Genomic DNA, 13281 nt, shown 5'->3' on the forward strand with positions numbered 1-13281 from the left:
TCAACGTACCTTATGAATGATTTGCTAGTTGCAGACAGTGTAACCAAGAAATTTGGTGAATATACTGCCCTCAACCAGGTGTCTATCAGCGTGCCCACGGGCAGCGTTTTTGGACTACTTGGACCCAACGGAGCCGGAAAAACTACCTTTATCCGAATCATTAATCAGATCACTATGCCCGATACCGGGAGCGTATTGCTAGATGGAGAACCGCTGCGCCCCGATCACATTAAAGACATCGGGTATTTACCCGAAGAACGCGGGCTTTACAAATCCATGAAAGTGGGAGAGCAAGCGCTGTATTTGGCCCAATTGAAAGGCTTGGACAAAACCGAAGCCAAGAAACGACTTCGCATGTGGTTTGAGCGCTTGGAGATAGGCGATTGGTGGAACAAAAAGATCCAAGAACTCTCTAAGGGAATGGCGCAGAAGATCCAATTTGTGGTTACAGTGCTACACGAACCTAAGCTCTTGATCTTTGACGAACCCTTTAGCGGTTTTGACCCGATCAATGCGACCCTCATTAAAGATGAGATCCTGCGTCTGCGCGACAATGGTGCGACCATTATCTTTTCTACGCACCGTATGGAATCCGTAGAGGAGATGTGTGATCATATTGCACTGATCCATCAGTCCAACAAGATCCTAGACGGAAAACTCATCGACATTAAAAGAGCGAACAAAACCAACACCTTTGAGGTGGGATTGATGACGCCAAATGAAGAAGCAGTGCTCAAGGAATTGGAGAGCAAGTTTTCAGTTTCTCCTGCCCAATTCAAGAGCATTAATGACGAGCTGATGTGTAACATCAAACTGGGAGATAACGGATCTGCCAACGATCTTATCCAGTACCTGAGCACAAAAGGACAACTAACTCATTTTGTGGAGGTAGTTCCTAGTGCCAACGACATTTTTATTCAAACGATAAAAAACAGCTAAGATGAACCATCTTCCACTCATTATAAAACGCGAATACCTCAATAAGGTAAAGAACAAGAGCTTTATTGTCATGACCTTTTTAAGCCCGCTGATCATGGTGGCGCTGATCTTTGTTGTGGCCTATTTGTCGCAACTCAATAACGAGAGCAGCAAAACCATCGCCATTTTGGACGAAACGGGCTTGTTCATTGACAAATTCGAGAACACGGAGAACACAAAATACGAGATCCTCACTGGGATAAGTCTGGACTCCGCTAAAGTAAAGGTAGAGCGCGCCGAGCAATACGGACTGCTTTACATTCCCAAGGTTGATTCTTACGAGCAAATGGCCGATCAGGTGACCTTTTATTCTGCGGATTCTCCTTCGCTCTTACTGATCGATAGGATCGAGGACCGTATTGGTAGTTTGGCTACAGACTCCCGTTTGGCAGAAGCAGGTATGGACGCCGCGAAGATCAGAGATCTGAGGGTTAGAGTTCGGACCAATTTAGAAACTTTTAAAGGCGAGGAGACCTCTAAAATGGGCTCTGTAGTAAAATTGGCCTTTGGAGGGATAGCCGGATACCTGCTGTTCATGTTCATTATCATTTATGGGAATATGATCATGCGATCCGTAATAGAAGAAAAGACCAGCCGTATCATAGAAGTGATCATCTCTTCGGTTAAACCAATTCAGTTGTTGCTCGGAAAGATATTCGGGACTTCTTTGGCTGGTATTACGCAATTTGCCGTTTGGGTGATCTTACTCGGGGTGTTTCTTTCGGTAGGATCGGCCATGTTAGACATTGATCCTGCTCAGGCGCAATCCGCCCAAACAGAGATGGTACAACAAATGCAAGACAATCCAGAAGCACAAAGCGAAATGGTTGGCTTGGTCAACGAGATCAATTCCTTACCTTTACTGAACTTGGTGATCATGTTTATCTTGTTCTTTTTAGGCGGATATTTGATGTACGCTTCGCTCTATGCCGCTATTGGTGCCGCTGTAGACAATGAGACAGATACCCAGCAATTCATGCTGCCTATTCTTATGCCACTAATTTTGGCGGTTTATGTTGGGGTTTTCACTGTGATCGAAAATCCGCACGGGACTGTTTCTCAAGTGTTTTCATTCATTCCTTTAACCTCTCCAGTGGTGATGCTGATGCGTATTCCGTTTGGAGTCCCAATCTGGCAACAAATACTATCAGTAGTGATTTTATTTGCTACTTTTATAGGCACAGTATGGGTGGCCGCAAAAATATACCGCGTCGGTATCTTGATGTACGGTAAAAAGGCCAGTTATAAGGAATTGTTCAAATGGTTAAAATACTAGCGCTAATACAAGACGAAACTTTGGCCGAAGAGGCCTCAGAGATCGGTAAAAGTATATGGACCTCTATTCGGGATTTTCTGGATAGAGGTTTTCATTTTGGTGAAGGTGACAAACAAATCCACCTTACCATTGGACTGATGCTCACTTTGGTTGTGGCTATAATGATCTCGGGCTTTGTGCTCAATCTGATCAGAAAGTGGCTCACCCGTCGCATGGAAGAAGAGAACAGGTTGAAGTTCGTAAGTATCTTCAAGTTTCTCAAGTATTTGATTTATCTGCTGGTCATATTGCTGACCATGAACGCAGCAGGAATAAATGTCACCGTATTGCTAACGGCTTCCGCAGCACTTTTTGTTGGTTTAGGTCTAGCCTTGCAAGAGTTATTCCAAGACATTATCGGTGGAATCTTTATTATAGTTGACAAATCCTTGCTGGTAGGTGATATCATTGAAATAGAGGGCAAGGTTGGTAAGGTTTTAGAGATTCGCTTGCGAACCACGCGATGTATTACCAGAGACGACAAGGTCATCATTATCCCCAACCACAAGTTTATAAGCGACACGGTTTACAACTACACCCAGAACCACAAAATGACACGAGAAAGTGTTACCGTTGGGGTTGCTTATGGTAGTGACACCCGCTTGGTAGAGAAGTTGCTTTTGGAATGTGTAAAGAGCGAACCTGGTATCTTGAAGCGACCTATCCCTAGAGTGTTGTTTCAGGACTTTGGTGACTCGGCTTTGATCTTTACGGTAATGTTCTATGTTACGGACAGTTTTGCAGATCCGCTTACCAAGAGTAATGTGCGTTTTAAGATCGATCAAGCCTTTAGAGATAACAACGTAAGTATCCCGTTCCCGCAACGCGACCTGCATATAAGAACCATGATACAACCGGAAACTCGAGGGGAGGCCGATGCGTAATATACTGCTCTTCTTTACCCTTATTTTCTGCGGATGTTGTCTGGGACAGACCACAGATCTGATGCGTGTAGAATGGACCCGTATTCCACAGGTAGACAGTGACAATTCCATTTCGAGATTCCGATCTTTTATTAATTTTCCTATCCCTTTGTCTTGGGAAGGCAGTTATTTGATCCCCGGATTTGAATACCGCCACATCACTTTAGATATAGACGATCCCGTACCTTACGATGCCAACGATGCTAAGACCTTCCAAGTGTTTAGAGCAACTATGGCTTATACCTTTAAGTTCAAGAACGACTGGCGTTTTGGCGCAAGAGCGGGAGTTGAATTAGCATCAAACTTCGAGCGAGCCGATTTTTTAGGCCGCGATGTTCGTTTTAGCGGTGCTGCTTACCTGATCCGAGACCGCTCCGCAGAAGAAGTGGAAAAACCCAATCGCTGGGTTATCGGCTTACAGTATTCGACCAACCAGGGGCGACCGTTTCCCTTGCCGGTTATCAATTACTTCAGGCAGTTCCATCCGCAGTGGTCCTATTCAATAGGTACACCAAAGACTAACTTAAAACACAGTTTTAACGACAAGCACAGTGTGCAGGCCTACATTTCTCTAGACGGATTCTTTTCTAATCTTCAGAACAACAGAGTGGTGACCAACCCAGACGGAACCACAGCTGTGGCCGATAATATTTCCATGACCCAAATAATCTCTGGACTGGGTTATGAATTCAATTTTGCAAAGAATTTTTACTTCTATGCCTATGCGGCATATACTTTGTACAACGAATTACGATTAAGAGATGAGAACCGCGATAATGTTTTCAATCTCAATGAAAATAATACCGGTTATTTCAGAACCGGAGTAAAATACAAGATTTGATATGGCGGATATATTGATCATAGAAGACGAGGCGGCTATCCGCAGAGTATTGACCAAGATACTTACCGAAGAAAGTGCGGATTATAAAGTTAGCGAGGCAGAAGATGGCTTGTCCGGGATAGAGATGATTAAAAAGGAAGACTTTGACTTGGTCCTTTGTGACATTAAGATGCCTAAAATGGATGGAGTAGAAGTCTTGGAAGCTGCCAAAAAGCTCAAACCAGAAACTCCCATAGTGATGATCTCTGGGCACGGAGATCTGGATACAGCTGTAAATACAATGCGTTTAGGAGCTTTTGATTATATCTCAAAACCACCAGACCTGAATAGGCTTTTAAATACCGTTCGCATTGCCTTAGACAGAAAAGAACTCGTTGTAGAAAACACCCGACTTAAAAAGAAGGTGAGTAAGAACTACGAGATGATCGGGGAATCGGAACCTATTTTGCATATCAAAGAGATGATAGAAAAGGTCGCTCCCACAGAGGCTCGTGTTTTAATTACAGGACCCAACGGAACAGGAAAAGAACTGGTTGCGCATTGGCTGCATCAAAAGAGCGATCGCTCCAAAGGCCCTATGATAGAGGTTAACTGTGCCGCTATCCCAAGTGAACTTATAGAAAGCGAGTTGTTCGGGCATGTAAAAGGGGCATTTACTTCTGCTAACAAGGACCGCGCAGGGAAGTTCGAAGCTGCGAACGGCGGAACCATATTTCTGGATGAGGTAGGAGACATGAGTCTTTCTGCTCAGGCCAAGGTGTTGCGCGCCTTGCAAGAGAACAAGATCCAGCGCGTGGGTAATGACAAAGACATTAAGGTTGACGTGCGCGTCATAGCCGCAACCAACAAAGACCTAAAACACGAAATTGCAGAGGGCAATTTTAGAGAAGACTTGTATCACCGACTTGCGGTGATTCTAATTAAGGTGCCGGCCCTGAACGATCGCCGAGACGATATTCCATTGCTCTTGGATTACTTTACCAAAAAGATATCCGAAGAACAAGGTACAGCCCAAAAGAAGTTCCAAGACAAGGCTGTAAAGCTGTTAAAAGACTACGACTGGACAGGTAACATTCGCGAACTGCGCAATGTCGTGGAACGATTGATTATCTTAGGCGGAGAAACCATCAGCGAGGAAGACGTGCGTCTCTTTGCCAGTAAATAAAGCATCAGTTTATGAAGATCGACATCAATAAATACCGCGTCGCCGGTCAAACGGATCTTAAGAATCACCCAACTTACGAAGACTTTAGTCTCGATAGAGAAACGCTCGAAGGTGTTCTAGAGCGAACCCGTTCGCGTTTGGGGAAGCTACAAGATACCATGTATGCGCATGACAAATACGCCGTTTTGATCTGTTTGCAAGGCATGGACACTGCTGGTAAGGACAGTTTGATCCGAGAGGTTTTCAAAGATTTCAATTCCCGTGGCGTAGAAGTACACAGCTTTAAGGTTCCCACAGAGCTCGAACTGGATCACGACTATCTATGGAGGCATTATATCGCTTTGCCTCGCCGAGGTATCTTTGGGATACACAATAGAACTCATTACGAAAATGTGTTGGTTACCCGGGTGCATCCGGAGTATATTTTGAATGAGAAATTACCGAAACTAAAAACGGTAGATCAAATAGACGATGCCTTTTGGGATGCTCGTTTTGAGCAGATCAATAATTTCGAGAAACACTTGGCAGAGAACGGTACTTTGATCTTCAAGTTCTATCTGAATCTTTCTAAGGACGAGCAAAAGAATCGTTTGCTGCGCAGACTTAAGAAAAAGGAAAAGAACTGGAAATTCTCTTCCGGAGATCTCAAAGAACGCAAACTCTGGGATAAGTATATGGAATGCTATCAGGATGCTATCAACAGAACGTCTAAAGAGCACGCGCCTTGGTTTGTGATCCCTGCAGACAATAAACGGGCCGCTCGTGTTATTGTAGCCAATATCCTCTTGGAATCTATGCAACAGTATACCAACATTAAAGAGCCGGAATTGGACACCGAAACTCAGGCTAAATTGAAACAATATCTAGAAGAACTAAATAACGAATAGTCAATTATGAATTTAAAATTGCGCTTCGCAGCTGTTTGTTTGCTCCTCAGTACATTGGTTTATGGGCAAACCCAATCCCAAGATTCATTAATGCTCAGAAACCTTTACGACCTGGCCTTGCTCAACGGGCAAAGCTATCAGTGGTTAGAGCACTTGTCTAATCAAATAGGAGGTCGCTTATCTGGATCTGCAGAGGCCGAAGCCGCAGTTAAATACACCGAGATGGAACTCAAAGCTTTGGGCTTGGATTCCGTGTGGCTGCAACCCGTTATGGTTCCTAAGTGGGTTCGTGGAGCGAAAGAAACCGCTTATTTCGAGACGGCCGGAAACAAGACTGAATTACAGATCTGTGCCTTGGGTGGTTCTGTAGCAACACCAGCAACTGGTACTTCTGCTCAGGTTATCGAAGTGCAATCTCTTGATGCATTGGCAGCATTAGGCAAGGAGGCCATTGCCGGGAAGATCGTTTTTTACAATAGACCGATGCAGGCAGAACTGATCAACACCTTTGCCGCTTATGGAGGCTGCGTAGATCAGCGTTATGCCGGAGCAATGGAAGCCGGAAAATACGGAGCAGTAGGCGTTATAGTGCGTTCCATGAATTTGCGTTTAGATGATTATCCGCACACAGGGTCTATGTCTTATGGAGATCTTAAAGACGATCAACGCATTCCTGCCGCCGCTGTAAGCACCTTAGGTGCGGAAGCCCTGAGTAAGGCACTACAAAAGGATCCTAATTTAAAGTTGAGCTTTACCCAATATTGCCAGACCTTTCCAGACGTGCAATCTTATAATGTGATCGGTCAGATTACCGGATCGGAATTTCCTGATAAGTACTTTGTGGTTGGCGGTCACCTGGATTCATGGGATACGGGAGACGGTTCTCACGACGATGGTGCGGGTTGTGTGCAATCTATGGAAGTGCTGCGACTTTTACAGAAAGCCAATTACAAGCCAAAACACAGTCTACGTGTAGTTTTATTCATGAACGAAGAAAATGGCCTGCGCGGCGGAAGAGCCTATGCAGAAATGGCTCAAAAGAATAAGGAAACCCATGTGTTCGCTTTGGAGAGTGACGCTGGTGGATTTTCTCCCAGAGGTTTTTCCTTTGATAGTGACGCGGTAAACTACCAGCAGGTGATGTCATGGAAAACGCTCTTTGAACCTTATATGGTACACGCTTTTACCAAAGGTGGCAGTGGAGCAGATATAGGCCCTTTAAAAACAGACGGAATTGTCCTTGCTGGGCTGCGCCCGGATTCACAGCGGTATTTCGATTACCACCACGCGCCTAACGACACCTTTGACGCCATTAACAAACGCGAATTAGAACTCGGGGCAGCTGCCATGGCTTCCCTGGTCTACCTGTTTGATAAATACGGCATAAAATAAAAGTGGTTAGGACTTGACCACTGATTCATAGCGGTCTATCCAATGCTGTGGGGTCATTTTACTCGATAATTGGGCGATTAGCTCATAGGGAATGGTCTCGGGTTTTTTAAATCGGATACAGCTTTTGCCCATGTCTAATTTGGTCTTCACATATTTTGGATACTCGGCTTTAAACCATTCCAATAGCTCTGGGTCGGAGTAGATTCCCATATGATAAAGCGCAATGAAATTCTTTTGAGATGCTATACTCATAAAAGGCAGCGGCAACTTCGGATCGCAATGATAGCCATCGGGGTAGAGGCTATGAGGCACCACATATCCGATCATCCCATAACTCAATGCCGGCTTAAAACCCTCTGGCAGGTTGTCTAAAATGGTTCGGTGTAGTTGCTCCATATGAGGCTTGCGCTCTTCTGGTATGGCGGCTAGATATTCTTCTATACTGTTGGCTTGTACTTTCATCGCTTAAGGCTTTGTTTAAAGATATTAAATTTTAAATTTGATGTAGACAGATCTGATTCGTACCACAAAGAATCCGGTACTAACGCAATGACACTAACCCAATACACCAAAGAATTCAAGTACAATTGGTCCTTGGCGGCTCCTGTTATTCTGGGCATGCTGGGGCATACCTTTGTGAGTTTTGTTGACAATATCATGGTAGGCCAGCTGGGCACAGCAGAACTCGCGGCAGTTTCCTTGGGGAACAGTTTTATGTTCATTGCAATGTCCTTAGGTATAGGCTTTTCTACCGCTATAACACCTTTAGTGGCTGCTGCGGATGCGGAGGGGAATTTTCAAGCCGGGAAGGCTGCCTTTAAGCACGGACTGTTTCTGTGCACTGTTTTGGGGATTACCCTATTCTTGGGGGTGTATTTTGCCAAACCGCTCTTGTACTTTATGGATCAACCTCAAGAGGTGGTTGTGTTGGCAGAGCCCTATCTCGACCTTGTGGCGTTTTCACTCATTCCGTTAATTATTTTTCAAGCCTTTAAGCAGTGCAGTGATGGGCTCTCCATGACCCGAGCTCCTATGTATGCTACGCTCTTGGCCAACGTTGTGAATATAGTACTGAACTACTTACTCATCTTTGGGAAGTTCGGATTCCCGCAAATGGGAATAGTCGGCGCGGCGATTGGTACTTTGGTGTCTCGTGTTATCATGGTTGGCTATTTATGGCTGCTCATGAAACGCAATCTGAAATCCAAAGAATACGTCTTAAAGATCAAACTCTTTGTGCTAGAGAACAGCATGATCAAACGCATACTGAGTTTAGGCTTTCCGTCCGCCCTACAGATGTTCTTTGAAGTGGCGATCTTCACCGCGGCAATTTGGATGTCTGGCTTGTTGGGTAAAAATCCGCAGGCGGCCAATCAAATCGCATTGAACCTCTCTTCTATGACCTTTATGGTGGCTATGGGACTAAGTGTCGCTGCTATGATCCGCGTGGGGAATCAACAAGGTTTACAGCGCTACAGGGAGCTTAGGCGCATAGCGCACTCTATTTTCTTATTGGCCATATTGCTGGCTTGTTGCTTTGCGGTCTTGTTCTTTGTTTTTCACCAAGTATTGCCAAAGCTATATGTGGACTTTGACGATGCTCAGAACTTTGCCGATAATTTCGAAGTAGTTCAAATTGCAGCCCGCCTGCTCTTAGTGGCTGCTGTATTTCAGATCTCAGATGGGGTTCAAGTTGTGGTTCTTGGTGCTCTAAGAGGTATGCAAGATGTGAAGCTACCTACCTTGTTCACCTTTATCGCTTATTGGGTTGTAGGCTTTCCTATTTCCTACTATCTGGGCTTGCACACCCCCTACAAAAGTTCGGGGATTTGGATCGGTCTTCTGGCTGGACTCACCGTTAGTGGGATCTTACTCTACCTTCGGTTTAATTATTTGAGCCGCAAGCTTATAACTCAAAATGACCAGCTCCAGGTAAATTCCGCAAGCGACTCCGCAGATAATTAGTATTTTTGCGCATAATCGTTTAGCCATGGAACTTCCAAAATTCTTAATGGGTGACAATACCGATCATCCCGACAACATTTATGTGATCCATACAGAATTCCCTCGTTTTGTGATCGACCTCAGTAAGGACGAGATAGAATGGATGGAGGAATTTGATCAACACGATCAACAGGAAGTTGAAACCGAAACCCAAAACATGATCGCTGAGGCAACTGCCTTTTACGATCGTGAAGTAGCCCGATACGAGCAAAATGATTGATCAGTTATTGCAATACGACACCCAACTGTTTACCTATCTAAACAGTTTAGGTTCTACAACTTGGGACACCCTTTGGCTGGTTATCACCAATAAGTTTGCCTCTATTCCAATTTATTTGGTCTTGTTGTATTTGGTGCAAAAGAACTTCGGATGGCGTTATACGGCCGTTGTGGTGGTCACTACGGCGCTGATGATCACCTTTACCGATCAGTTGACCAATTTGGCCAAGGATTTCTTTGAGCGGCCGCGTCCCTGTCAAGAAGACAGCCTACAAGCTAGTATTCGCTATGTGGCGCCGCGCTGCGGAAAATTCAGTTTCTTTTCCGGACATGCAACCAGTACTATGGCTGGGGCGGTCTTTATTAGTTTGATATTGCGCAGTCGTTACCGCTATCTACCATTTATGATGCTTTTTTGGGCCTTCTTAGTGAGTTATTCTCGCGTTTATGTTGGCGTGCATTATCCGCTAGATATCTTTACGGGAATGATCGTTGGAGCCTTGGCGGGGCTTGGGTTCTACCAGCTAGAAAAGTACCTGCAGCAGCGTTTTAATACCGTTTAGATACTTTGAAAAGCATACGGGCCAAACGTGTTTTGTATCCGCTTTCTCCTTTTTTCTGCGGATTCATATCGTAAAAGCCAGCCGGAGCGTAGTTGTAGTCTTCAAAGTCTTCCAGAAAATCTTCCAGATGATCTTCTGCTACTAGTACCCCAAAAGAATCTTCTTCTGGCCAAAAGAATGCTCCTTGATTTTTAATTACAGGCAATGTTCCTTGGTAGCTCCAGATCAGTTCCGGGGTAAAATAATCGTATTCATATACCGGGAGGTTGTTCTGCTCCTTTTGCCAGCTGCGGAGTTTACTCAGGGCTTTATACTCTGGGTTGTAACTGAGCGAATCGGCCATAGGCAATCCGAAGCAAATCACACTCATAACCAAAACAACACTGCATATCAATGCCACGCGTAGCTGTTTTTTAAATAGCGCACGCCAGATAAAGAAACCAATTGTCAGTAAACTTAGGCTCAGCCCGATAAACCAGAACCACTGTCCGCTTAGGTGGTCTTTAAGCAAAATGTATCCACCCACGGGAAATGCAAGTCCTACCGTGCCTAAAAGGCCAAAATGCAAATAAGGCGCAACTTTTTCTTTCCAATCGGTCAATGTCTTAAAGTGGTCCAAAAGATACTCCAGGTAGAACGAGGTGTTCCAAGCCATAGGAATTAATACAGGGAGTAAATAGCGCGATTTCTTTTCCGGTATGAGGGAGAGCAGCACCACACTGAGCATGGTCCAAAGAAAACTAAATAAATAAGCTTTAGGGTCCTTAACCCGTTTGCGTAAATACGGAAACAAAAGGGCGACAAAAGCCGGTAAGGTCCATAAGCCACTTTGCGTAAAGAAACTCCAGTAATAGTAAAAAGGTCTTATGTTGTAGCTGGTCCAATTGTTGGCCTCGCGTTCGGTAATGGCCTTTAAGGTGGCTGCGTCATAGGTATAGGTATACCAAAACCACCAGCCAGAACCAATCACCGCTACAGCGAGCAATACGACTATTGGAAGTATAAGGCCTTTATGCCAGCGAATTTTATAAACTATCCCATAGGCAATCAAAAAGGGAAGTAGTAGGGCATAAAGTGAAACAGGACCTTTACTCATCCAAGAGGCCGCTAGAAACAATCCCGCTAAAAAACCGTAAAGGATCAGCCTTTTAGATTCAGAAAACAATTTGTGGAGGTAATAAATTGCCACCATCATAAAGGCGTGCGTAAAAATGTCCCACTGACCGTTGCGCCCGGCAAATATTATGTAAAAGGAGCTGATCAAGACCAAGCCTCCCCAAAAATTCTGTCGCCGATTGTTAAAAAGTGTTCCGTGAAGCTTATAGCCAAAAACCAGCAACAGCATAGCGCTTAAGGCTGCAGGCAAACGCAGTGCCCAAACTTTAAGCCCAAAAAGCGCTCCTGAGAAAGCAGTGAGCCAAGTGGGTAAAGGTGGTTTCTGATAGCGCGGTTCTCCGTTTATTGTGGTGAGCAACCAATTGTCGTCTACTAGCATTTCTCGGGCGGTAATGAAATTCCGCGCCTCCATGATATTTACCGCAAGTTCGCCAAGATGTACCAAAAACAGAGGGATACAACTTAGCAGAAGCACTGTTAAGGGTCTGTCTTTAAGCCACTGCATCTTGTTTTCTTAAAATGATGATATTGCGCAAATAGACCAATAAGCCCGCACCGTGCCCAAACAACAAAACAGGGTCTTCTCTAAATACCGCGTAAAGCAATATCAGAGAAGCTCCAATAACACTCAGAAGCCAAAAGCCCATGGGTAAATGAGATTCCTTTTTCTTTTCGGAATACAACCACTGGTATACAAATCTCAAGGTAAAAAGTACCTGAGAGACTATACCTAGCCAAAGTAACCATTGCGGTATGGCCTCGTTGTTCAATAAGAGGTCTATATCATATTTACCGTTGTTGTAGGCATACAATACGATCCCTATTGGAAATGCTATAAGAAAGGTTCTAAAGGCCCAATGCGCCTTTTGCCAATGTCCTTGCAGGTGCAAGTTCCTAATGTATATGAAGTAGGTCAACGATTGCCCGAGCATAATGGCAAAGTCCTCTCGGAGATATCCGTACACAAAAAGCAGAAAACTTGCTAATAAGCTGAGCTTCCAGAACAGCGCCGGGGTCATGACCTTTTTGTTCTTTTCAGAAAGGAACCACTGTAATAAGAGGCGCGCCGAAAATAATATTTGGGCTACAAAGCCTATGGTATAGATCAGCCAGGTGCTCATCCCTTAGAAGCAATGCGGTAATTGATGTACTTTTTCTTCATCCACAAATAGGCGAAGCAATCCATCAGCGGGCCTATGAGTCTGTTCCAGACCCCGTACTTAGCCGTTCCTGCGATTCTTGGAAAATGCTGTACCGGAATCTGTTTTATACGACCTTCTTGCAAGAGGATCATAGCTGGTAGAAAGCGGTGTAATCCTTTAAACATTGGGATGCGTTTGGCGTAATCTGTTTTAATGATCTTTAAGGGACAACCGGTATCGTCCATACCGTCTTTGGTAAACGCTCTACGAATACCGTTGGCTATCTTAGAAGACATGCGCTTTACAAACTTGTCCTTGCGGTTCGCTCTTACCCCTGTGACCAGTTCGTTATCGTCAATATGGTCGAACAATAAATTGAAATCTTCTGGTGCCGTTTGCAAATCCGAATCAATATAACCCACTAAAGGTGTTTCCGTATGATCAAAGCCAGCTTTGATCGCCGCACTAAGCCCTCTGTTCTCCGCAAAATTGATATAACTGAAGGCCTCATTTCTAGCGCAGATATCTTCTATCATTTGTTGGGAACTGTCCTTGGAACCATCGTTAACGAATAAAGCGCGAGTAGGCCTTTTGGCCACTTTAAAGAAAGCGCTCATTTCTGCCTCTACTCGAGCCAAATTGTCTTCTTCATTATATACAGGGATTACGACAGTAAGGGCGTAAGACATCTTTGTTAGTTTGCTACAAAAGTATTCTTTTTTAAAGAATTGAAATT

Annotated in this window: 14 protein-coding genes; 10 read left to right on the forward strand and 4 right to left on the reverse strand. The window is 44.5% G+C overall.

Translation table 11 applies throughout. The annotated features are described in order from the left end of the window. Positions 1 to 12: 12 nt before the first annotated feature. The 7 genes from BTO09_RS10555 to BTO09_RS10585 are packed head-to-tail and all read left to right on the forward strand — an operon-like array spanning position 13 to position 7501. On the forward strand, positions 13 to 939 hold the full coding sequence (locus BTO09_RS10555; RefSeq protein WP_087524745.1) for an ABC transporter ATP-binding protein: 927 nt from the start codon (positions 13 to 15) through the stop codon (positions 937 to 939). A gap of 1 nt (position 940) precedes the next feature. Beyond that, positions 941 to 2254, forward strand: a complete 1314-nt coding sequence (locus tag BTO09_RS10560) for an ABC transporter permease (protein WP_087524746.1) — start codon at positions 941 to 943, stop codon at positions 2252 to 2254. Further along, positions 2239 to 3177, forward strand: coding sequence for a mechanosensitive ion channel family protein (locus BTO09_RS10565; RefSeq protein WP_087524747.1), 939 nt, complete (start codon positions 2239 to 2241; stop codon positions 3175 to 3177). The genes BTO09_RS10560 and BTO09_RS10565 overlap by 16 nt, the downstream gene beginning before the upstream one ends. After that, positions 3170 to 4057, forward strand: coding sequence for a DUF6268 family outer membrane beta-barrel protein (locus BTO09_RS10570; protein WP_157663489.1), 888 nt, complete (start codon positions 3170 to 3172; stop codon positions 4055 to 4057). The genes BTO09_RS10565 and BTO09_RS10570 overlap by 8 nt, the downstream gene beginning before the upstream one ends. Before the next feature lies 1 nt (position 4058). Further along, positions 4059 to 5222, forward strand: a complete 1164-nt coding sequence (locus BTO09_RS10575; RefSeq protein WP_087524749.1) for a sigma-54 dependent transcriptional regulator — start codon at positions 4059 to 4061, stop codon at positions 5220 to 5222. 11 nt (positions 5223 to 5233) lie between these two features. Continuing rightward, positions 5234 to 6109 carry a PPK2 family polyphosphate kinase gene (locus BTO09_RS10580; RefSeq protein ID WP_087524750.1) on the forward strand — a complete coding sequence of 292 codons (876 nt, stop codon included), beginning with the start codon at positions 5234 to 5236 and terminating at the stop codon, positions 6107 to 6109. Positions 6110 to 6115: 6 nt separating this feature from the next. After that, positions 6116 to 7501 carry a M20/M25/M40 family metallo-hydrolase gene (locus BTO09_RS10585; RefSeq protein WP_087524751.1) on the forward strand — a complete coding sequence of 462 codons (1386 nt, stop codon included), beginning with the start codon at positions 6116 to 6118 and terminating at the stop codon, positions 7499 to 7501. Between the two features lie 6 nt (positions 7502 to 7507). Here the strand turns inward: BTO09_RS10585 and BTO09_RS10590 are convergent, their stop codons facing one another. Then, positions 7508 to 7963 carry a DUF1801 domain-containing protein gene (locus BTO09_RS10590; RefSeq protein WP_087524752.1) on the reverse strand — a complete coding sequence of 152 codons (456 nt, stop codon included), beginning with the start codon at positions 7961 to 7963 and terminating at the stop codon, positions 7508 to 7510. An 87-nt stretch (positions 7964 to 8050) separates the two neighbouring features. Here BTO09_RS10590 and BTO09_RS10595 point away from each other — a divergent pair, with 87 nt between their 5' ends. From BTO09_RS10595 to BTO09_RS10605, 3 genes are read left to right on the forward strand one after another with little or no spacing between them, the layout of a single operon-like run. Beyond that, positions 8051 to 9466 (forward strand): MATE family efflux transporter, encoded by a 1416-nt coding sequence (locus tag BTO09_RS10595; RefSeq protein ID WP_087524753.1) that lies wholly within the window; start codon positions 8051 to 8053, stop codon positions 9464 to 9466. Positions 9467 to 9491: 25 nt separating this feature from the next. After that, positions 9492 to 9725, forward strand: a complete 234-nt coding sequence (locus BTO09_RS10600; protein WP_087524754.1) for a hypothetical protein — start codon at positions 9492 to 9494, stop codon at positions 9723 to 9725. After that, the gene (locus tag BTO09_RS10605) at positions 9718 to 10287 is read left to right on the forward strand and encodes a phosphatase PAP2 family protein (RefSeq protein ID WP_087524755.1); all 570 of its coding nucleotides are present in this window, start codon (positions 9718 to 9720) and stop codon (positions 10285 to 10287) included. Before BTO09_RS10600 ends, BTO09_RS10605 begins: the two co-directional genes overlap by 8 nt. Here the strand turns inward: BTO09_RS10605 and BTO09_RS10610 are convergent. From BTO09_RS10610 to BTO09_RS10620, 3 genes are read right to left on the reverse strand one after another with little or no spacing between them, the layout of a single operon-like run. Further along, the gene (locus BTO09_RS10610; protein WP_232454949.1) at positions 10274 to 11908 is read right to left on the reverse strand and encodes a glycosyltransferase family 39 protein; all 1635 of its coding nucleotides are present in this window, start codon (positions 11906 to 11908) and stop codon (positions 10274 to 10276) included. The genes BTO09_RS10605 and BTO09_RS10610 overlap by 14 nt on opposite strands. Beyond that, entirely contained in the window at positions 11895 to 12524 is a 630-nt protein-coding gene (locus BTO09_RS10615; RefSeq protein WP_087524756.1) for a lipid-A-disaccharide synthase N-terminal domain-containing protein, read from the reverse strand. The genes BTO09_RS10610 and BTO09_RS10615 overlap by 14 nt, the downstream gene beginning before the upstream one ends. Beyond that, positions 12521 to 13234 carry a glycosyltransferase family 2 protein gene (locus BTO09_RS10620; protein ID WP_087524757.1) on the reverse strand — a complete coding sequence of 238 codons (714 nt, stop codon included), beginning with the start codon at positions 13232 to 13234 and terminating at the stop codon, positions 12521 to 12523. The genes BTO09_RS10615 and BTO09_RS10620 overlap by 4 nt, the downstream gene beginning before the upstream one ends. Positions 13235 to 13281 lie beyond the last annotated feature (47 nt).

Source organism: Gilvibacter sp. SZ-19 (genome assembly GCF_002163875.1).
In the GTDB taxonomy this organism is placed as follows: Bacteria; Bacteroidota; Bacteroidia; order Flavobacteriales; family Flavobacteriaceae; genus Gilvibacter.

What these genes read in the sequence shown, in the direction of transcription:
- BTO09_RS10555 (WP_087524745.1), top strand. Translation starts at nt 13, where the DNA reads ATGAATGATTTGCTAGTTGCAGACAGTGTAACCAAGAAATTTGGTGAA.
- BTO09_RS10560 (WP_087524746.1), top strand. Translation starts at nt 941, where the DNA reads ATGAACCATCTTCCACTCATTATAAAACGCGAATACCTCAATAAGGTA.
- BTO09_RS10565 (WP_087524747.1), top strand. Translation starts at nt 2,239, where the DNA reads ATGGTTAAAATACTAGCGCTAATACAAGACGAAACTTTGGCCGAAGAG.
- BTO09_RS10570 (WP_157663489.1), top strand. Translation starts at nt 3,170, where the DNA reads ATGCGTAATATACTGCTCTTCTTTACCCTTATTTTCTGCGGATGTTGT.
- BTO09_RS10575 (WP_087524749.1), top strand. Translation starts at nt 4,059, where the DNA reads ATGGCGGATATATTGATCATAGAAGACGAGGCGGCTATCCGCAGAGTA.
- BTO09_RS10580 (WP_087524750.1), top strand. Translation starts at nt 5,234, where the DNA reads ATGAAGATCGACATCAATAAATACCGCGTCGCCGGTCAAACGGATCTT.
- BTO09_RS10585 (WP_087524751.1), top strand. Translation starts at nt 6,116, where the DNA reads ATGAATTTAAAATTGCGCTTCGCAGCTGTTTGTTTGCTCCTCAGTACA.
- BTO09_RS10590 (WP_087524752.1), bottom strand. Translation starts at nt 7,963, where the DNA reads ATGAAAGTACAAGCCAACAGTATAGAAGAATATCTAGCCGCCATACCA.
- BTO09_RS10595 (WP_087524753.1), top strand. Translation starts at nt 8,051, where the DNA reads ATGACACTAACCCAATACACCAAAGAATTCAAGTACAATTGGTCCTTG.
- BTO09_RS10600 (WP_087524754.1), top strand. Translation starts at nt 9,492, where the DNA reads ATGGAACTTCCAAAATTCTTAATGGGTGACAATACCGATCATCCCGAC.
- BTO09_RS10605 (WP_087524755.1), top strand. Translation starts at nt 9,718, where the DNA reads ATGATTGATCAGTTATTGCAATACGACACCCAACTGTTTACCTATCTA.
- BTO09_RS10610 (WP_232454949.1), bottom strand. Translation starts at nt 11,908, where the DNA reads ATGCAGTGGCTTAAAGACAGACCCTTAACAGTGCTTCTGCTAAGTTGT.
- BTO09_RS10615 (WP_087524756.1), bottom strand. Translation starts at nt 12,524, where the DNA reads ATGAGCACCTGGCTGATCTATACCATAGGCTTTGTAGCCCAAATATTA.
- BTO09_RS10620 (WP_087524757.1), bottom strand. Translation starts at nt 13,234, where the DNA reads ATGTCTTACGCCCTTACTGTCGTAATCCCTGTATATAATGAAGAAGAC.